This is a genomic window from Alkalimonas mucilaginosa (genome assembly GCF_036327005.1).
GTDB lineage: Bacteria > Pseudomonadota > Gammaproteobacteria > Enterobacterales > Alteromonadaceae > Alkalimonas > Alkalimonas mucilaginosa.
This window is the reverse complement of record NZ_JAUGZK010000008.1, coordinates 79,206-99,334: the sequence shown is the minus strand read 5'-3', so window position 1 is coordinate 99,334 and position 20,129 is coordinate 79,206. Positions and strand designations below refer to the sequence as shown.

Sequence of the window (20,129 nt, the reverse complement as noted above, 5' to 3'; positions counted from 1 at the left end):
GCATCAGTTACGAATCGAATAAATGCAGCATAGCATAACTGCTGCTGCTGACTATTGTTTCAGCACAGGTTTTCGTTGCTTTTTTGCGGCTATTAATTGGAAGTCACTTCCGGCAATAACTCCAAACCAAATCGGCGGAACTCATTGCTAAACGGTTCTTGCTGCAGTATGCGGTAAACCCATTGGTACAGTGTTTCTATGGCAAGATCATGTTCGGGATTGATCAACAACTGATGCTGGTAACTTTGATCAACCCGTTCGGAAACGATGATTTTCCTGGCATTCTGTTGGTTAGCCATTAAATACTGATGTAAAAAAGAACGGGTCACGATGGCTGTATCGGTGCGCTGCTTCAACACCAGCTCGATACTGGCCTGATGATCGTTGACCAAGGTCATTTGATAGTTGCTAGCTATTATATCAGGGGCGGTTTCATAGTTGGCTAGCCGATAATGATAACCTAGAATTCCGGCAACGGTTTTATCGGTAAGATCGTCAAACCAGGACTGAGTGCTGGCTTTACTGCTAAGTGCAATAAAAACTTCATCATCTTTGGCAAAGGGCGGTGAATGATCAATGCTTATGTTGCGTTGAATCCAACCCCAGCTCGGATCTTCAAAGAAAATTGCATCGTACAGGCCTTGTTGATAGTCCTGATGACGCCGTATGGGCGTTGTGAGTACCAACTCAAAGCGGTAGTCCTGTTGCAGGCGGTTAAGCTGAAGGATTAAATCCACGGTGAAGCCTTTAGCCAGCCCATGCTCTAGCTCGATATAAGGAGGAAATGGGTAGCCACCAACGCGCACCAGAGTTGTTGCAGACGCCTGATTAAAGAAAGTGACCAGGACAATTAACGTAGAAATCACAACAGACCGCATGATCGATTCCTTTTAACAGCGAAAGCTAATTCATTCCTTGCCTATATCTTCGTACCATAGTTCCGGTGAACTGGCAATAAAGTCTTCCATCAGTTGGATGCATTCTGCATTCTGTAATATAGTTAACTTTACCCCACGGCTGCGAATGTAATCTTCCGGTCCCTGAAAAGTTTTGTTTTCACCCACCACTATATTCGGAATACCGTATAGCAAGGCTGTACCACTGCACATATCGCAAGGGGATAAGGTAGAATAGAGTGTCGCTTTTTTGTAATCGGCTGGCGATAGACGGCCTGCTTGCTCCAGGCAGTGCATCTCAGCATGCAAGATGGCACTGCCTTGCTGCACCCGTTGGTTATGGCCACGGCTTACAATCTTATTATCGATCACCAATACGGAACCGATGGGAATACCTCCTGCAGCCAAGCCTTTTTTTGCTTCATCAATAGCTGCTTGCATAAAAAGATCTGTCATCGTTACCCCGACTTTTTATGAATGCCTGTGATTTAGCATAGTTGCTTTTCTGCTTTGCCGCGAGAGCAGTTTTGTTGAACATACCAGCTGTGGTAGATTGCATCAGAGTATGAGCTAGCAGAAAAGGCATAAACAGATGGAGTGGATACTGGCATTAGTTATCGGGGCAGCGACACCTGCTGTAGCAACGCAGAACGAAGCTGCAGCACAGTTTTGGTTGCATATGGCGCAACACTGCGGTCAGGCTTATGAAGGGCGGCGCGTAGTAGCCCGGGATGACCGGCCGGATTTGCTGGAGGGTAATGAACGCCTGATTGTGCACTTTCGTGAGTGCTCCAGTGAATTACTGGCACTGCCATTTCATATTGGTTCGGTCGATGGCAGTTGGGATCGCTCCCGTACCTGGCGTTACAGTTGGCGGGATGGTCAGTTGGAACTGCGTCATGATCACCGGTTAAGCAGTGGTGAGCCTGATGAAAGCAATACCATGTATGGTGGTTTATCGATAGGGCGAGGCACACCGGAGCAACAACAGTTCTTATTTACTGAACGCACTGCTGACGATGGCTCAGCGCTTGGTTGGCGAATCGAAATCGTTCCTGGTGTGCGCTATACCTACGGTACTTTTAGTGGCGATAACTGGACCTGGCGGTTGGACTTTGATTTAAGCAAACCCTTGGATAGACTGCCCCCGGCACCCTGGGGGCATCAGTAAAAGAGCATTAGCTACCGAAGTTGGCCGAAAAATTGTAAATCACGCCCAGTGACAGTGCATAGGGATCCTGGCCAGGTTCAATGGCCAGTTGCTTACCATGGCCGCCTCCGGCCGATACATTAAAGTTGGCATTGTCGGCGTTGTTGGTGAAGGCCGCTGCTGCATAAAGCGTGAGCTGGCGGCCAAAGCGCCGGTCTAGACCTAATGCCAGCATGGTGGCTCTGCTGTTGTCAGCATCGGCGTTGCCGGCATGATAAAGCTGAGCTTTCACGCTGTAGGCGTCATTGATACGATAAGCAGCCCCGATGCCGTAAGCATCTCTGTTGCCACCAGCGAAGTTTTCACTGCTTTGCCAAAAGGCCGTCAGCCGCCATTGTTCGCTCAGGCGATAACTGGCGCCAGCACGAAAACCGCTCAGTGCGCTATTGTCCGGCCGGTTGCGCCGCTCGTAAGCCAGCATCAGCATTAGCGCTTTGTTATCAAAGGTGACTGAGCTACTGATGGCATCGTCTTTATTGTCACTGGTGCTGCCGGTGCGATCATGGGTGGAGTAGTGCAGATCGAAGGTCAATTGCTGAAAAGCAGGGGTTTGATAATGCAGGCCGTTGCGAAAGCGCCGGTCTAAATCGACTCCGCCACCCCGAACGATGTTGCGGGCATCACCTACCTGATCACCAAACAAATCGGTGCGGCTGCGTACGTTTTTCAAGGGAGTATCAAAAAATCCGGCCCGAACCAGGCCGAAATCGCCCTGTAATCCTAAAAAGCTGTTGCGCGAGGCCCAATCACCACTGCCTTCATCGAGGCGGATCAGGCTTTCGATTTGCAACAACACAGTCAGATTGTCCTGCACCTGATGCGAGCCGCGAATGCCAAAACGGCTGGCATTGCTGGATATATTCAGGCCATTGTCGTTGCCATTGTCCAACTGATCAACCGACAGGTGCGCCCGGCCGTAGATGCCAAACTCAGTGGCTTGAGCAGGGGGCAGTAAAAGGATGCTACTGACTGCCAGGCAGCCAAGGAGAAGGTGTTTTTTCATGGAAAAGTGATCCGTCATATTTTTGTCATAATGGTAGTTCGCTTAGGGGAGAAAATCAAAGATAAAACAGATAGCTAGCTGGTCTTGAGTAGATAAAAGCGGATATTCAAGGTCTTGGCTATTGGCCAGAGCAACTGCAATTGCTGTTCGAGCTGTTGCTGAGGGACATCATGGAGTGCCTGTTGGGCCTTTGCGTTAAGCAAGATATCGACCTGAATGGGGCTCTGATAGTAAAGGTTCAGTTCAACATCATTGCTGTTAAGTTGGTAGGAGTGCAGTAGTTGGTCGATAGCCCGGGTTAAAGCTGGCCGGATATTCAAAGCTTGTAGCGATGATGACACCTCTGAAGCAGAGCTATTGATGTGGACCAGGATATCGCCGATTTCGGGGAATTGTTGCTGCAGCTGCTGTTTAACCTGAGTACCCAGCAAGTGTGCTTCGGAAGCAGTAAGTCGTGGCGCAACTTCCAGTTTTAGTTCCAGCAGGACCTTGCCACCACTGGTTCGGCTGCGCAGGGAGTTGATGGCGTGGATCCCGTCTGTTTGTACAATCAACTGACGGTAGCTTTGTTGCTGTTGCTCGGGGATGGCGGTATCTATTAGCTCTGCCAGGCTGCCCGCTAGCAACTGCAAGCTGATCATGCCAATCAATACGGCCACCAGCACAGCAGCAACTGCATCCAGCCACCAGACACCCAGCATGGCACCGCCGGCACCGAGCAGCACCACGATGGAAGAGAACGCATCGCTTCGGCTATGCCAGGCATTGGCGTTCAGCAGCTCTGAGTGCAAAGCATGAGCTGCCTTGATGGTATACCAGTACAGCCCTTCTTTGATGCTAAAAGAAAGCCCTGCCACCAGCAATACTGGCCAGGTAGGTACTGTGCTGTCCTGGCCTTGCCACAGGAACAAGGCATTTTGCCAGATCAGCCCAAGGGCAATGGCCAGCAGCATCAAGCCAAGGATCACTGTACCCAGGGTTTCAATACGGCGATGGCCAAAAGGGTGGTTTTGATCAGGCGCCCGGCCACCTAACCGGATGCTGATAAGCACCACTACATCGGTCGCCAGATCCGACAAAGAGTGCACACCATCAGCAATCAGGGCAGCAGAGTGGCCAAGCAGGCCGGTGATGATTTTCACTACGCCAAGAAGCGCATCAAACAGCGCACCGACCAGCGTTACTTTGCTGGCATGAGCTGTATCCTGCTGCAGGGATGTTGCATCAGTATGTGAATCCCTCATGTCAGTGCGCCACTATAACGAGACCGATGCCTTCAGTGTTAGCCACCAAATTACCTCGCGTCAAGATGCACCCTAAGTGTTAATGAGGCAATGGCCATTTTCTTGCCAGATACCAGCCTGCAATCATAGTGGCTACAAAAGCCAGAGTAGCAGGGCTGCCTGCACTTAAAGCCGCTAACGCCGGTCCCGGGCAATAACCGACCAGGCCCCAGCCAAGACCAAATACCGCCGCACCAATCAGGATAGGTTTATCGAGCTTGGTGGCGCTTGGCAGTTGAAATTTTTCTGCCAGCAAAGGCGCCGGTTTGCCGCGAACCAGGCGAAAGCCAACACTGTACACCGTGAGGGCTGCCGCCATCACCAGGGCTAAACTGGGATCCCAGTTGCCGGACAGATCTAAAAAGGCCAGTACTTTGGCCGGATCGATCATCATGGAGACGGCGATGCCGATGGACATCAACAAACCGGCGACAAAAGCGATGATGAGTTGCATGGTGGACTCCTTAAAACAAACTGGCGACAAAAACGCCAACCGCCATAAACACCAGGGTGGCAGTAATGGAGCGCGGCGAGAAACGGCCAATGCCGCAAACGCCGTGCCCCGAGGTGCAACCACTGCCCCATGCGGTGCCCAACCCAACCAGCAAGCCGGCAATCAGAGTTCGAGGGCCTAGCTCAGGGGTGCTGAAACTAAAATCGCTGATAACCAGTGCCACCAGCAAAGGCCCTAGCAGCAAGCCGGCAACAAAAGCCAGCCGCCAGCTACGGTCTTGCTTTTGGAAAATGGCCTGGCTGGCAATGCCGGAAATCCCGGCAATTCTGCCAAGAGCGGCCATCAGCAATAAGGCTCCCAAGCCAATAAAGGTGCCACCAATCAAAGCGGATAGCGGAGTAAAGTTTTCCATGATTACCTCTTATTTCACGATAGGCAATTGGGCGTCCAGCCAGCCCTGCATGCCCGGTGCAACGGAGTACACCTTTGAAAAGCCCATGCGTTGCAGTGACTCTGTTGCCAGAGCGGATCGTGCACCAGAGCGGCAAATTAGATACAGTGGCTCTGCAGCCAGTTGCTCCAGTGCGACATCAGCAGCGCAGCCACTGGCTGCGACGGCTGGGTGGTTGGCCAACTGCATTTCAAGCACACCTCGGGGATAATTGACCGCCCCCGCAATATGGCCCTGAGCAAACTCTGCTGGCTCACGCACATCAATCAATCTGGGTTCAGGATGTGTGTTCAGGTAATTTGAAAGCTGATCAAGGTTGACTTCCTTTATGCCTGCTTTGGCTTCTGCTACCAATTGTTGTGCTGTTTTCATCTGTATCTCCAAGTTGTTAGATAACGGACTGCGTTACGACAACCACTGCCATAACGGCTAAAAATACCGCAAAACCCTTCTGCAGTTTTTCTTTAGGTAAACGGCGGCCTATCCAGGCCCCTAAATAACTGCCGGCAATACCTGCCACGATCATTAGAGCAATGACGGTCCAATCAAAACTTAACCCCTGGCCGGTAAAGACCACATAGTATTTGGCAAAGCCGACAAAGGATTTTAAGGCGATCACCACCAGACTGGTGGCAACCCCAATGACGATGGGTAAGCCGCCCATTAGCACCAATGCCGGCACGATAAGAAAGCCACCACCGACGCCGACAAAGCCAGTCACTGCCCCTACCACCAGGCCATCAGCCAGGACTTTGGCCTTGTTAAAAGCGAGTTGGTTGGCGGTATCTTTCAATTGGCTGCGCCACATAAAGAAAGCAGCGACGATCATCAAGAGGGCAAACACCAGCAACTGCCAACGGCTGTCGACCATAGTCCCGGCCCATGCCCCCAGATAGGTTCCAAACATACCCGGGATACCAAACCAAAAGACATGACGCCAACTGATGAGTCGCTTAAAACCATTGTGAAAAGAGCCAAAAGCACTGATGGCTGCGACGATAAGCAAGGATGAAGCAATGGCTAACTCTGCCGGCATGCCTAACAGGTACAACAGCACCGGGACGGTCAGGATTGAGCCGCCTGAGCCAAATAAACCAAGACTAAGACCTATAATGAGTGCGCCTAAGAGTGCTAACATAATTTTTATATTCCAAAAAAGAATATGTATATAACTGAATTGCATTTTAAACTGTGCTCAGCTATGATGCAATCACTATTTAGTGAAATCTAATTTAAAAGAGGTGCCCCGATGACCACGCAACAGCAGCCGATGCACATTGAGATGTTTTTTGATAACGATAGCAGTACTTTCAGCTATTTGCTGGTGGATAAGAGCAGTAAAGTGGCGGCATTGATTGATCCTGTGCTCGATTACGATGCCGCTGCCGGCGCAGTCGATACCCGCAGTGCCGATCAGGTATTGGCTTACCTGAATCAGCATGAGCTAAAGCTGCAATGGATTTTAGAAACTCATGCCCATGCCGATCATTTATCGGCTGCGCATTACCTGCGGCAAAAAACCGGCGCTCGGGTCGGTATTGGTGAAGGCATTCGCAAGGTGCAGCAGACCTTTAAGGTGGTGTTTAATATTGGCGACGAGGAGCTGACTGCCAGGGGGGAGTGCTTTGATCATTTGTTCCATGATGACGAGACTTTCCAGATTGGCGCTCTGACCGGACGGGTGATCAACACACCGGGGCACACCAACGATAGCGTCAGCTATCTGATAGCCGGTCATCTTTTTGTCGGTGACTCCTTGTTTATGCCGGATGCAGGCACGGCACGTTGCGATTTTCCGGGCGGCGATGCGGCTGTGCTCTATCAATCCATTCAGCGGTTGTATCAATTGCCGGATGAGACCCCGATGTACATGTGCCACGATTACCAGCCCAATGGCCGTGAACTGCGTTACAAAACCACGGTGGGGGAGCAAAAGCAGCAAAATATTCATGTTGCGGCGCAAACACCGCAACAGGATTTTGTGCAAAAGCGTACGGCACGCGATGCCACTCTGGCCGTGCCGCGGCTGATTTATCCTTCGGTGCAGGTGAATATCCGTGCGGGGCAGTTGCCATCAAAAGAAGGCAATGGCACGGCTTACATCAAGATCCCACTGAAAGGCACGGCTCAGCTTGACTGAGCCGAAGGCTATTGGCTTTGACGATTTGCACAGCTGATGCAAAGAGTAGTGTAAGGGATGGCGCTTAGCCGCTCGATAGCGATAACATCCTGGCACACTGAGCAGCGGTCATAGCTGCCTTGTTCCATCCGGGTCAAGGCACGATCGATGTGTTGCAGCTCCTGCTCGGCTTTAAGTTCAAGGGCAGTGAGTACGTCATCATTCTCTCGCACTTGCGCTTGCTCGGCCAGATCGGAACTGCGGCCCTGGCGAAAGTCGTGTTCGATGGCAGCAATCTGACGTTCGAGCTTCATTTTGCGTTGCAGTAACTCTTGCTTTAGTTTTTGCAGAGGCATCGTACTCTCCTGTGGTTATGCTAAAAGCGTAGTGTAGTGGATTTTATCTGTATGAGCTTGATCTGTCTCAATGACTGCGCGAGTACTGAATGCGATCACCGGATTGCAGACTTGTCGGTGGATGAGTGATCACCAGCTCACCGGCTGTAAGGCCAGACTCCAGTTGTGTCACCAGTCCGCTACGACGGCCAATCTCGACAAATCGTAACTCTGCTTTGCCGTTTTTGGCAACGAACACCGCCCAGCCCGGTTGCTCATTCGTTTGTCCGGCATCGTTGCGCTGCTCACGGAATAAAGCACTGGTGGGCAGGCTGAGCACATCATCGCCTTGCCAGAGGACAAAGCGGGCTTCTACCCGGTAGCCTTCGCCCAATTGCTGCCACAGCTCAGGGTTCGATTCAATGCTTACCAGTACCGGCACACGCTGCTCATCCACGCCCAGCGCCGACACGCGGGTAAAACCGGCTGGCTCCACCCGTCGGACCAGTCCCTGCAGGGTGCTATCACCCCCCCAGCGCTCCAGGTGCACCGTCATACCAGGACGGACCCGCACTGCATCGGCCGATAGCAAATCGACCTGAACTTCCAACTGATGCAAGTCGCCAAGGGTGAGCACCGGCACGCCGGCCATTATGACACCTTCGCAGCAGCGGTGGCGCTGCAGTACCAGGCCGCTAACCGGTGCCAGCACCTGCAACACACGTTCATCGCCACTGCGGCTGCCATCGGTAATGGCCAATAGGGCACGGGCATTTTCCACTTCGTAGCGGGCGACATCCATGGCTGCCCTGGCCATACGTTCACCGGCTTGGGCGCGCTGCCATTCGTGGCGCAGTCGCTCCAGCTGAGTGGCAGATATCACGCCTTGTTGCTGCAGGCCTTGATGACGTTGGTATTCCTGCTCAGCGTAACGGCGCTCTTGCTCACTGCTGTCAAAACTGGCTTCAGCGGCCAGCAACCTGGCTTTGGCGGCAGAAAGCTGCTCTCTGGCCTGCTCCAGGCTGCGTGCATCCAGTGCCGGTGTTGGAGCAGGCTCCAGGGTGAGTAGCGGCTGACCGGCCTGCACAGCATCGCCCGGCTCAAATTCGACCCGATGCAGGTAGCCGTCTATTGGTGCCGAAATGGTGTAGGTATCACGTAGCCGGGTTTTGCCTTCATCGGCCAGAGTTTCTGCAAAATAGCCGCTTTGTATCTCGCTGATCGACACCTGCACAGCAGCAGGCCGAAGGGCCAGCAACAGCGCCAGCATCACCGCGGCGGCTAGTAAACACAGAAACCAGTGTTTGGTTCGGATGATCATGAGGTTACTCCGTTTTTAAAGCCGAAATCATATCCAGTTGCTGAAAACGCCTGAGCATCAGGCTAAGTGACAAAACCGTTGCTACCAATACACCCAATGCTGCCAGCGCAAAGCTGGCTGGCTCCAGCACAAAGGGTAAGCGAAACAGATCCATGGTCAGCGCCTGTTGCAACGACCAGGCGAAACCGGTACCCAGCAGCCAACCCAAAGGGATCGCTAGCAGGGTCAGCAGTAGTACTTCACCGGCCAGCACCCAGCCGACCTGATAGCGCTCGAACCCCAGCACCCGCAAGGTTGCCAACTCACGTGAGCGCTCAGCCAGCGCAATGCGGGCATTGTTGTAGATCACCGCAAAGGTGATGGAGCCTGCCATCAGCAGCAGGATAGCCATCATCCCAAGCAGGGTATCGGCAATGTAATTCCTCAGCTGCTGCTCAATATCAGCCATCTGACTAATACCGGCAATCTTGGGGCGCTGCTGCAGGCGCTGTTGCAATTCAGTGCGCTTAAGCGGATCGGTCAGTAACCAGACGCCGGAAATAGCAGGGCCTTCCTGCAATAAGCGGTTTAAAGCTCTGCGCTCCATGTAGCCACTGACCCCAACCGGCTCATCCACCACAGCAGCCAGTGGCAGCTCCACCAAGCGGTTGGCGCCTTCCATTAGTTCTGCCTGCACACTATCACCGGGTTTGAGCCCGAGGTAGTCGGCCAGGTACCGGGTTAATACCAGGCCTTCTGCGGGCAGTTCTATCGGTGTTAGTTCCTGGTCGAGCAGTTGCCTTAGTTGAGGCCTGGCTTCCAGTCCTTGCAGCACGGTGCGGTAGGAGGTGCGTTGATGGTGCAGTCGCACCGGTACCATGCGAAAGGCTTCAGCGGCCAGTACCCCGGGTTCAGCCCTGATTTCGGCCAGTACCCGTTCCGGACTGGCTTCGGTGAGCATCAGTTGGGTGTCCATTTGCAGAATGTGGCGGTACTGGATATCCAGTAAAGCATTGAGGGCATGAAACTGAAAACTACCGACCAACAGCAAGGCTGAGGACAGCGCTATCCCCAACACCGATAGCAGGCTACGGCCGGGGTAACGCAGCAGGTTGCGCACAATGATGCGGTTTAGCTGGCCCAGCCAGGGGCGCAGCAACAGCTGCTCTGCCAGGCCTTGATGAAATTGCGGGGGGACAGCCGGGCGCATAGCTGCTGCGGGCTGCAGTCTGGCGACTTGTTGTAGCACACTAAATACGCCAACCATGGCGGCCAACAATGCCACCAATAAGGCCAGAGCCAGGTGGCGCAGTTGTACCCGCAACTCCATCTCGGGAAAATGAAAGTAAGCGGCATAGAGCTCAGCCAGGCCAGTGGCTGCCCAAAGCCCTAAGCCGATGCCAGTGATCACTCCAAGCACTACAATCACGCAGGCCAGTTGCAGGTAATGCAGTAGCAAAGCACTGTGGCTGTAGCCAAAAGCTTTTAGCACCGCAATTTGCTGCAATTGATTGCGCACCAGTCGGCCAATCAGCACATTGAGCAGGAAAGCAGCCACGCCAAGGAACAACAGCGGCAGTACCCAGGCCATCACGCTAAGCTGCTCCAATTCCTCGGTTAAAAAGCGATGCGAGGCTTGCTCGGCTCTTAGGTAACTGCCCCGGCTGCCATAAGGCGCCAATACCAGATCCAGTGCATCCAGCACCGGCAGTGGATTGGCGCCACGCTGCAGGCTAACACTCAAATGATTGAACGCGCCATCCATCTGAAAAGCATGGGCCAGCGCCCGTCGCTGCATCCAAAGCACACCAAAGCGCTGGTAGTCCGGCAGCAAGTCGGCCGGACCCAGTTGATAAATAAACTCAGGCGACAGCACGATGGCGCTGACTTGCAGGCGCTGCAAGCGCCCCTGAATCACGGCGGTGATGGTATCGCCGGGTTGCAACTGATGGGCGTTGGCAAAGGGCTCGGTGATGGCGACTTCATTGGCTTCGGCCGGAAAGTGTCCATGCAGCAACACCAGTTGATTCAAACGCGGCAGGCCTTGCTCCGGCAGTGACAGCATCAGGCCCCGGATTGGAGCCTCAAAACCGGCCACCTCCAGCCGCACCGGGGCCCGTACCGAGCTTTGCACCTGTTGCACTCCGGGTAGCCGTTGCAATTGAGGGAACAAGTGCTCTGGCGCTCTGGTCAAATCGACAAAGACATCGCCAAAATGGGCCTGCTGGTAAAAGCGTTGTTGCGCCCGCTCCAGCATATCCAGGGTGGTGACCGCCAGGAACAGCACCATAACGCCGGCACCAATCACCGCTGCGATGGCCAGGATCTGACCTTTCATCGCCAGTAAGTCGCGCCATAGCTTTTGTTGCAGGGCCTGCATTACCAGCTGAGCTCCGAGGCGGATTTGGGAGCAGGGTTGTGCTGAATATCGACAATTTGCCCGTCTTTTAATCGAATAACCCGATCCGCCATAGCGGCAATGGCTTCGTTGTGGGTGATCACCAGGGTGGTGGTACCCAATTGCTGATTAATCTGATGCAGTACTGCCATCACCTTGCTGCCGGTTTTGGAGTCGAGCGCTCCGGTTGGCTCATCGCACAGCAGTACCCTGGGCTTTTTGGCAATAGCGCGGGCAATCGCCACCCGCTGCTGTTCACCACCGGAGAGTTGTGACGGGAAGTGACCGCTGCGCTCAGTCAGATCCACCATCGCCAGAGCTTCGTGCGGCGACATCGGATTGGAGCTGATGTCGGTGACTAAGGCAACATTTTCCAGCGCGGTCAAACTGGGGATCAGGTTGTAAAACTGAAACACAAAGCCGACCTGTTCGCGACGATAGCGGGTTAATGCTTTGTCATCGGCCTGGCTTAATACCGTATTGCCATACCGCAGCTCACCAGAGCTGGCCGTATCCAGCCCACCCAGAATATTGAGTAAGGTCGATTTACCAGAGCCGGAGGCGCCTAACAGTACCACAAACTCACCGCGGTACAGCTCCAGATCGACCCCACGCAGCGCCTGGATCAGCACATCCCCCATCTGGTAATGACGGGTTAGCTGATGGGCAGAAAAAACCGGCTCTTTGCGTTCGGTTGTGACAGACACCACATTTCCTTATGAAAAAGCAATAGCTTAGTATGGCACAGCCTGATGCGAATTGGCTTGATCTACAGCAAGCTGGATGATCTGGTATTTTTTGGATCAAAAAGGGCGCTGTAGCTGCGCCCAATGGGAGTATGATTTAGACGGCGCTATCTTTAGAAATAGGCTCGGATCCCCAATGAAAGTTGGGTTCCAAAGCGCTCCAGGTAGGCCACTTGATCGTCCCGGTCGATGTAGTGCCAGGCGCGGTTGTTGGTGATGTTGGAGGCTTCGGCAAACACCGTGACCTTGTCGTTGATGTCGTAGCTCAGGCTGGCATCCAGCTGCCCGTAGGCAGCATGCCAGGCAGGTCCACCCCAGGCATCCGGGTTTAACAGGTACTTGCTACGCCAGTTATAAGCCAGTCGTGCTTGCAGGCCATACTGCTCGTAATAAAGCACAGCGTTGTAGGAATTTTTCGACATGTCTTGAAAGGGCAGGCCGGCAGCTTTTAGCTCTGGGTCTTCGTAGTTGCTGTCGACATAAGTGTAATTAAGCAAAAAGCCCAGTCCATCGAAAGGTGCCGGCAAAACATCAGCAAAGGATTGCTGCCAGGCCAGTTCATAACCACGCACTGAGGCGCCATAATCACCACTTACCGGCTCGTAAATTAAGTACTCAATACCTTCAACTACGCCTCTCTTACCCTCAGAGCTGATAAAGGACAGAATATCCTTATAGAAAACACCCACATTCAATGCACTGGCTTCGGCAAAGTACCAACCAAGCACCAAATCGCCCTGACGAGCCCGCTCAGGTTTAACACTGGCATTACCACGGGTCAGCACTGGTAAGCCCTGCTCACGGCTGGTGAAGTTGGCCTCAGCCCATGGACGAAGGTAGCTGAGGCTTGGCCGGCTTAGTACCTCTGCAGCTGAAGCCCGAAGCTGCAAACTATCCGTTAACTGGAGCCGGAAATTCATGCTCGGTAACACATTGGAGTAGTTGCCGCTGTAGCCTACACTCACCACCTCATCTTGCCAGTCATTATTTACCGGCTCTCCAGTCGCTGGATCCAGTTCAATGAAACTAAAATCGTAGCCAAAGCCTGATGCATCGACAGCCGTTCTGCTGGCCCGTAGCCCCAGGTTTAACACAAAAGGCAGGTTTGATAGTTCACTTTCAAAATCGGCTTGCAGATAGACAGCGCTAACCGCTTCAGTTACTTTGTAACTGTCTTGTGGCACTACACTGGCAACGATGCCGGCATTGGCAGCATCGGCATTGATACTGCGGTAATAGTCTACCAAATCGTCGTAATCAAAACTTGGCCAAGGGTTTGGCGTGATGCTGTTCTCGCCTTTTAAAAAGTTATCAAAATTGGCAGGGCGAAAGACATAAGAGGGGATTTCAAATAGCTCAAAAGCTCCTCTTTGAAATACGGTACTGTTGTCAAATGCGTAACCATCCCGCTCTAAAAAGAAGCCTCCGCGGCTAAACTGGCTTGGATTTCTGGAACGAAATCCATCTTGTTGCTTGGATTGACGTAGGTAGGTCAGACCTGCATCCAGTCGGGTTAATCGACTGCCAAAGGGTTGGTATTGCGTAATGAGCTTTAGATCGGTAACGGTATCTTTTACCCCAGTGCCAGAACTCAAACTGTAATGCGCACCATACTGCTGATCGGCGGTCAGACCTGGCTCAATCACCACATCGGGCAGCATGTTGCCGCTGCTGTAATCAATATCAATGGCATCAACAAAACCACGGGCAACAATAAAACGATTGTCGCCATTGTTTTTGTTCCGGGCTTCCGAATAGGCTGCATCTGCTTCCAACGTCCATTCATCATTCAGGTAATAACGGGCATTGGTGCCTAATTGCCAGGTATCGCTGTGTCGGGGGGTGGTGCGGTTTAATAGTTCCACCATGGTCTCGGGGCCGGTCTGGCGGATTTTATTGACCCTTCCCAGTTCATCAAAGCCCGGCTCAGTAAAGATGGGGGTACTGGGCGTCCAGTCCTCGTCGTAATTCACAAAACCTATCTCGTAGAAGCTGCCATCGGTAGTATATCGCGAGTACAGAGCATCCAGATTCAGATCCAACCGATCACTGGGTTGCCACTGCAAGGCCAGTGAGCCACCGATGCGGGTGCGCACATCCTGTGCATTGGCAAAATACATGTACATGGGGATTTGAGATGGAAAACGTTCGTCATCGCTGATGACGCCATCGCCATTCATATCCACATTGAGGAAGGCGTCCTCATCTTCATCCTCAAAGCCTGAGGCCCTGTAGGTATCAGCACGTAGGGTTTTACGTGAGTAAACCAGTGAGAATAACGCCCCCAAGCGGTTATCGGCCGTTTTATCGCCAAGAATAAAGGAGGCATGCGGATGAATATCACCGGAGCGGGATTCATGAATGCCTTTGACCGAAGCGGCCACGGTACGACCATCCAGAGCTAATGGTTTGCGGGTTTCAATATCAATCACTGCGCCAATGCCGCCATCAATCAACCTGGCTTCGGGCGATTTATACACGCTTAGCACATTGACCAATTCGGAGGCGATGGTGTCAAAATTGAAGTCCCTGCCAGCAAACTCGGATGCCAGTTTCCTGCCATTCAGGGTGGTGCTGTTGTAATTGCCACTTAAACCCCGCACCGAGATATTCTGGCCTTCGCCACTGTTGCGGGTGATGGTAATCCCTGGAATGCGTTGCAAGGCTTCAGCTAAATTCTCATCCGGAAATTTACCAATATCATCAGCCACCACCACATCAATCACACTGGTGGCGTGTTGCTTTAAAAAATGCGACTCGCTAATACTGCCGCGGATACCGCTAACCTGAATGCGCTCAACCTCCTCTTCTGTATTTTGTTGCTGTCCGGCCAGTAAAGCAGGTGTTTGCATACTGAAGAAACTGGCCAGCGCCAGCGCGACAGGTGTAGGTATAAATGAGCGTTGTATCATGATGTGTTCCCCTGTGTTCGTTATTGTGCGCTCTTGTCTTTTGAATCACTGCAATAAATCTTTATTCGAAACATATCGAAAGGTGTATTTTGTTTCGATGTTATTCTTATAGCCTGTTTTTTGCTCAGCGATCAATACCGAAGGCAAAAAAAAATATTGCTTGCTTTTCTTTTTGGTGGCTGGTACATCTATAAAAGGCTGCTGGTAGAGCGGGGGACCGTAATTTGTTGGCTCGTATTTTTCGTAAGCATTTGAAAGTATCAACTGAGGTGTTATCTTAAGGTTAAATTTAGGCAGGAAACTAAGAGCAACGTTGATATGAGTGGATTAAATACGATTGAGCGGCAACAGCAAATTGTGCGGTTAACGCAAGAGCAGGGCAAGGTATCGGTCAAAGAGTTATCCGATCGTTTTCAAGTATCGGAAGTGACTATTCGTAACGATCTGGGGATATTGGATCGTAAAAAAATGCTGGTACGTTCCCGTGGTGGCGCTATGGTCAACTCGCAACTAAGTCGGGAGTTGTCACTGAAAGAGAAGAGCCACCACCGCCATGCGTTAAAGCAGTTGCTGGGTAAAGCAACTGCTCAATTGGTCGGCGATAACGAGCAAATTTTATTGGATTCCGGCACTACCACACAAGAAGTTGCAGCCAACCTGGTCGATCGGAAAAACCTGGTAGTGATGACCAATGGTTTGAATATCGGGTTGGAGCTTGCTCAAGCAGACGACGTTCAGGTGATGTTGACCGGCGGTGTGCTGCGGAAAAAATCGATGTCCTTTTATGGCCATCTGGCTGAGAAGAGTTTGCAGGATTTTCACTTTAACAAGTTGATCCTGGGTGTTGATGGCTTTGACCTGAAAACCGGGCTGGCAACACATTTTGAAAAAGAGGCGGTGCTTAATCGCATTATGTGCGAAATCGCTAGTGAAATCATAGTGGTAACCGACTCATCCAAATTCAATGCCCGGGCATTTCATCGCATTTGCCCCATTCAGCGGATCCATACCCTGGTTACCGATGATGGCATTCCGGATGAGTATGTGCAGGCATTAGAGCGACAGGGTGTGCGTTTACATCTGGTCAAACAAAATAAATAACAGGAGCATGGCAATGTCCAAACTGAATCGTCGATCGTTTTTAAAAGCCACCATGGCAACCGCAGCCCTGGGTGCTATGACTGCCTGCAGTAGCAGTCAGGCAGGAGGTGCCTATACACCTGCAGCAAAAGGCAAAAGCGTGATGGGTCTGGTCGCCCCAAAAATGGAGACGGTTCGGGTTGGGTTGATAGGCGTTGGTGAGCGTGGTGTGGGTTTTGTCCGCCATTTCTGCCATATCGACGGTGCTGTGGTGACGGCAGTCTGTGATACCGACCCAATTGTATTGGAGCGAGCGGCTGGTATTGTGACCTCGCTGGGTGGCGAAAAGCCAGCACTCTATGGTGAGCACCCCTATGCGTATCGGGACATGTTGGCGCGGGATGACATCGATATCGTCATTATTTCTACCCCCTGGGAATGGCACCATCCGATGGCCAAAGACAGCATGTTGGCCGGCAAGCATGCTTTTGTTGAAGTACCGCTAGCGCTGACTGTGGCAGAAATGTGGGATCTGGTCGATACCGCAGAGAAAACCCAGCGCAACTGCATGATGATGGAAAATGTCAATTACGGTCGGGACGAGCTGATGGTGCTGAATATGGTACGTCAGGGCCTGTTTGGTGAGCTGTTGCATGGCGAAGCGGCTTACATCCATGAACTACGCTGGCAAATGAAGCAAATGGATCGGAAAACCGGTTCCTGGCGCACCCATTACCATACCACCCACAATGGCAATATTTATCCGACCCATGGCCTTGGCCCCGTATCACAGTACATGAACATTAATCGCGGTGATCGCTTCGATTACCTGACTTCGATGAGCTCACCAGCCCTGGGGCGGGCAGCTTATGCCAAGCGCGAATTTCCAGCCGATCATCCGCGTAATCAACTGAACTTTGTGCATGGGGATATCAATACCAGCATCATCAAAACGGTAAAAGGCCGAACCATCATGGTGCAGCATGACACCACAACCCCGAGACCTTACAGCCGGCACAATCTGATCCAGGGAACCAATGGCGTCTTTGCCGGCTTTCCCAATCGTATTGCGTTGGAAACTGGCGGCCGGCTCGATTTTCATCACTGGGATTATGAGATGGAAGATTGGTACCAAAAATACGATCACCCGTTGTGGACCCGGATGGGCAAAGAAGCAGAAAAGCAGGGCGGCCATGGTGGCATGGATTTTCTGATGTGCTGGCGCATGATCTATTGCCTGCGCAATGGCGAGCCGTTGGATCAGGATGTGTATGATGGTGCTGCCTGGTCAGTGATTCTGCCACTGTCGGTGGCATCGGTGGCCGATCGCGGTAACTCGAAAGATATCCCTGACTTTACCCGTGGTGCCTGGCAAAGTGGCCAGCCGCTTGGGATAGTGAGTTAGCAGAGACAACCTATTGCTCACACCTTTCTGCCTTTTAGCCGGGGCTTGCCCCGGTCTTTTTTACATAGTTTGAGGATCGCATGCACGCATTGCACTCTATCTTTGCTGCCAACAAGGCTGGCCAGCAGCAAGGAATTTACTCCGTATGTTCCGCCCACCCGCTGGTCCTAAAAGCGGCTTTGCTCCAGGCGAAGCAGGATCACAGCTTGTTACTGATTGAAGCCACCGCCAATCAGGTCAATCAGTTTGGCGGTTACACCGGCATGCTGCCGGCCGATTTTATTGCCTTTGTAAAGCAACTGGCTACTGAGGTTGGCTTCAATCCCGAACACCTGGTGTTTGGTGGCGATCACTTAGGGCCGGTCTGCTGGCAGGAATTGCCGGCGGCAGAGGCAATGCTTAAGGCGGAAGACCTGATTGCTGCTTTTGTCGCTGCGGGTTTTACCAAAATTCACCTGGATACCAGCATGCGCTGTGCCGATGATCCGCCTGTGCTGTCTGATCAACTAATAGCCAGCCGGGCGGCACGTTTGTGTCAGGTTGCTGAAGAAAATGCGCTTCGAACCAACCGAGCCGGGAGCCTGAGTTATGTGATTGGCACTGAAGTGCCACCACCAGGGGGCGTATCTGAGCTGGAGCAGGGTATTGTGCCGACCTCGTTGGACAGTGTGCAGGCGACTCTTTTGGCTCATCAGCAAGCTTTTGTCAGGCAGGGTTTATCGGCTGAGGTCTGGTCTAGGGTGATTGCTGTGGTGGTGCAGCCTGGCGTCGAGTTTGATAACAGCAGGGTGCATGCCTTTGATGCTAAGAAAGCCAATGCTTTGAGTGCATTTATTGCCAGCCAGCCAGGTCTGGTGTTTGAAGCCCATTCTACCGATTATCAAACCGAAGCGGCTTACCACGCTCTGGTGCAAGGTCACTTTGCTATTTTGAAGGTTGGGCCACAGTTAACCTTTGCGTTGCGTGAAGCATTATTTGCATTGGCACAGCTGGAGCAGCAACTATTGCCCGCTGCTGAGTGCTCGCAACTGCAAACTAAGTGTCTTGAGCTGATGCAGGCTAAACCTGCTTACTGGCAAAAGTTCTACCAGGCGCAAGATACCAGGCTGTCGGAGTTGCTGCTATACAGCTACAGCGATCGCATTCGTTACTATTGGCCTGAGCCTGAGCTGCAACAGGCAGTGCAGCGTTTATTTGACAATATACGGCACTTGGAAGTCAGTCAGCCAGTTCTGCATCAGTTTTTACCGCAGCATGCGTTGCCTGAGACCGGGAGTGAGCTGGTGAATGATCCAGAGCAACTGGTGATTCGCCATATACAATTAGTACTGGCACGCTATGCCAGTGCTTGTGGTTTGCGCTACCAACAGGAGCAATCGTCATGACAACGGCTTTGAATCACGATGCAGGTTTGATGCTGGGATTATCGCAGGCTGAGTTACGTCAGGCCGGTGCCCAGGCGACCGCGAAAGAAATTAGTCAGCAGCCAGAGTTATGGCGCACTCTGCTTGATGGTTTTGAGCAGGAAACCGCGGGCTGGTTACCTTGGCTGACTAAGGTACTGCAACAGCCAGGGCTGCGCTTGATTTTGACCGGTGCCGGTACCTCTGCTTACATCGGAGAGGCACTGGCTCCTTATTTGCAACAGCAACTCGGAAGTCAGGCTCAGGTGCAGGCACTGGCAACCACCGATTTGGTCAGTCACCCACAGCTTTATCTGGCAGGGGATCAGCCGGTGTTGCTGGTATCGTATGGTCGCTCGGGCAACAGCCCGGAGAGTGTGGCGGCTGCACAGATGGTGCGTCAGTTGCACCCTGACAGCCACCATCTGGTGCTCAGTTGCAATGCCGATGGCAAACTGGCTCAAATGGCTGTAGATGATGCCGCTACTCAGCTTTGGCTCATGCCTGCCGAAGCCAACGATCAGAGCTTTGCCATGACCAGCAGTTACAGCTGCATGTTGTTTGCTACCATGCTGTTGTTTGGTGCTGACAAGGCGCAGGCAAGCCGGATGATTGCATTAAGTCAGCATCTTTTGCAGCACAGTGTAACCCGCTTAAAAAGCTTATCGGCGCACAGCTGTGATCGTATTGTTTTCCTGGGTTCCGGACCCTTAAAGGCGGTGGCAAGGGAGTTGGCTTTGAAGTATCTGGAGCTGACGGCCGGCCAAATTCCAAGCTTTTATGAAACGTCCCTGGGTTTTCGGCATGGCCCGAAATCTTTAGTCAATCAGAGCACTCAGATTGTACTGCTGGATGCACTTGATCCATACAGTCGGCGCTACGATCTGGATATGCAGCAGGAGCTTTGCCAAGACCAGCAGGCCTTGTCGGTGCAACTGTGTTCGGAGTTGCTGGATACTGGCTTACTACCAGATGATGATAGCTGGCTTTGCTTTCCTTATGCGTTGTGCGGTCAGTTGTTGGCATTTTTCAAAGCCATTGAGCTTGGAATATCGCCGGATAATCCGTGCCCGACTGGCCTGGTCAATCGGGTGGTGCAGGGCGTGACCATCTATCCTTTATTCGAGCGGTAAG

At 52.4% G+C, this 20,129-nt stretch carries 19 protein-coding genes; 6 read left to right on the top strand and 13 right to left on the bottom strand.

What is annotated here, in order from left to right; translation table 11 throughout:
• Positions 1-92: 92 nt before the first annotated feature.
• Both QWF21_RS11910 and QWF21_RS11905 read right to left on the bottom strand, forming a co-directional pair.
• Complete coding sequence (locus tag QWF21_RS11910) at positions 93-878, bottom strand: substrate-binding periplasmic protein (protein ID WP_330088277.1); 786 nt, start codon at positions 876-878, stop codon at positions 93-95.
• Between the two features lie 30 nt (positions 879-908).
• Entirely contained in the window at positions 909-1,352 is a 444-nt protein-coding gene (locus QWF21_RS11905; RefSeq protein ID WP_330088276.1) for a nucleoside deaminase, read from the bottom strand.
• Positions 1,353-1,488: 136 nt separating this feature from the next.
• Between QWF21_RS11905 and QWF21_RS11900 the strand changes: the two genes are divergently transcribed.
• On the top strand, positions 1,489-2,067 hold the full coding sequence (locus QWF21_RS11900) for a hypothetical protein (protein WP_330088275.1): 579 nt from the start codon (positions 1,489-1,491) through the stop codon (positions 2,065-2,067).
• 7 nt (positions 2,068-2,074) lie between these two features.
• On the opposite strand, the gene QWF21_RS11895 is transcribed toward QWF21_RS11900, so the two are convergent.
• From QWF21_RS11895 to QWF21_RS11870, 6 genes are all read right to left on the bottom strand, one after another.
• Positions 2,075-3,109, bottom strand: a complete 1,035-nt coding sequence (locus QWF21_RS11895) for a porin (RefSeq protein WP_330088274.1) — start codon at positions 3,107-3,109, stop codon at positions 2,075-2,077.
• A gap of 74 nt (positions 3,110-3,183) precedes the next feature.
• On the bottom strand, positions 3,184-4,353 hold the full coding sequence (locus QWF21_RS11890; protein WP_330088273.1) for a cation diffusion facilitator family transporter: 1,170 nt from the start codon (positions 4,351-4,353) through the stop codon (positions 3,184-3,186).
• Positions 4,354-4,432: 79 nt separating this feature from the next.
• On the bottom strand, positions 4,433-4,846 hold the full coding sequence (locus QWF21_RS11885) for a DUF6691 family protein (RefSeq protein WP_330088272.1): 414 nt from the start codon (positions 4,844-4,846) through the stop codon (positions 4,433-4,435).
• A 10-nt stretch (positions 4,847-4,856) separates the two neighbouring features.
• Positions 4,857-5,258 (bottom strand): YeeE/YedE family protein, encoded by a 402-nt coding sequence (locus QWF21_RS11880; RefSeq protein ID WP_330088271.1) that lies wholly within the window; start codon positions 5,256-5,258, stop codon positions 4,857-4,859.
• Between the two features lie 9 nt (positions 5,259-5,267).
• The gene (locus QWF21_RS11875) at positions 5,268-5,669 is read right to left on the bottom strand and encodes a rhodanese-like domain-containing protein (protein ID WP_330088270.1); all 402 of its coding nucleotides are present in this window, start codon (positions 5,667-5,669) and stop codon (positions 5,268-5,270) included.
• Between the two features lie 16 nt (positions 5,670-5,685).
• Entirely contained in the window at positions 5,686-6,435 is a 750-nt protein-coding gene (locus QWF21_RS11870; RefSeq protein ID WP_330088269.1) for a sulfite exporter TauE/SafE family protein, read from the bottom strand.
• Positions 6,436-6,546: 111 nt separating this feature from the next.
• Here QWF21_RS11870 and QWF21_RS11865 point away from each other — a divergent pair, with 111 nt between their 5' ends.
• Positions 6,547-7,437, top strand: a complete 891-nt coding sequence (locus QWF21_RS11865; protein ID WP_330088268.1) for an MBL fold metallo-hydrolase — start codon at positions 6,547-6,549, stop codon at positions 7,435-7,437.
• Positions 7,438-7,445: 8 nt separating this feature from the next.
• Here the strand turns inward: QWF21_RS11865 and QWF21_RS11860 are convergent, their stop codons facing one another.
• The 5 genes from QWF21_RS11860 to QWF21_RS11840 form a co-directional block, all read right to left on the bottom strand.
• Positions 7,446-7,772 carry a TraR/DksA family transcriptional regulator gene (locus QWF21_RS11860; protein WP_330088267.1) on the bottom strand — a complete coding sequence of 109 codons (327 nt, stop codon included), beginning with the start codon at positions 7,770-7,772 and terminating at the stop codon, positions 7,446-7,448.
• 67 nt (positions 7,773-7,839) lie between these two features.
• Positions 7,840-9,072, bottom strand: a complete 1,233-nt coding sequence (locus QWF21_RS11855; protein WP_330088266.1) for an efflux RND transporter periplasmic adaptor subunit — start codon at positions 9,070-9,072, stop codon at positions 7,840-7,842.
• Positions 9,073-9,076: 4 nt separating this feature from the next.
• Positions 9,077-11,431, bottom strand: a complete 2,355-nt coding sequence (locus tag QWF21_RS11850) for an ABC transporter permease (protein WP_330088265.1) — start codon at positions 11,429-11,431, stop codon at positions 9,077-9,079.
• Complete coding sequence (locus QWF21_RS11845) at positions 11,431-12,090, bottom strand: ABC transporter ATP-binding protein (RefSeq protein ID WP_330088314.1); 660 nt, start codon at positions 12,088-12,090, stop codon at positions 11,431-11,433. Before QWF21_RS11845 ends, QWF21_RS11850 begins: the two co-directional genes overlap by 1 nt.
• Before the next feature lie 218 nt (positions 12,091-12,308).
• Positions 12,309-15,107: a TonB-dependent receptor gene (locus QWF21_RS11840; RefSeq protein WP_330088264.1), complete on the bottom strand. Its 2,799-nt coding sequence runs from the start codon at positions 15,105-15,107 to the stop codon at positions 12,309-12,311.
• Between the two features lie 318 nt (positions 15,108-15,425).
• Here QWF21_RS11840 and agaR point away from each other — a divergent pair, with 318 nt between their 5' ends.
• From agaR to QWF21_RS11820, 4 genes are all read left to right on the top strand, one after another.
• A complete protein-coding gene (gene agaR / locus QWF21_RS11835) occupies positions 15,426-16,208 on the top strand; it encodes a transcriptional repressor AgaR (RefSeq protein WP_330088263.1) in 783 nt (260 codons plus the stop codon).
• Positions 16,209-16,221: 13 nt separating this feature from the next.
• Complete coding sequence (locus QWF21_RS11830) at positions 16,222-17,592, top strand: Gfo/Idh/MocA family oxidoreductase (protein WP_330088262.1); 1,371 nt, start codon at positions 16,222-16,224, stop codon at positions 17,590-17,592.
• 80 nt (positions 17,593-17,672) lie between these two features.
• Complete coding sequence (locus QWF21_RS11825) at positions 17,673-18,977, top strand: D-tagatose-bisphosphate aldolase, class II, non-catalytic subunit (RefSeq protein WP_330088261.1); 1,305 nt, start codon at positions 17,673-17,675, stop codon at positions 18,975-18,977.
• Positions 18,974-20,128, top strand: a complete 1,155-nt coding sequence (locus QWF21_RS11820; protein ID WP_330088260.1) for an SIS domain-containing protein — start codon at positions 18,974-18,976, stop codon at positions 20,126-20,128. Before QWF21_RS11825 ends, QWF21_RS11820 begins: the two co-directional genes overlap by 4 nt.
• Position 20,129: the final 1 nt, after the last annotated feature.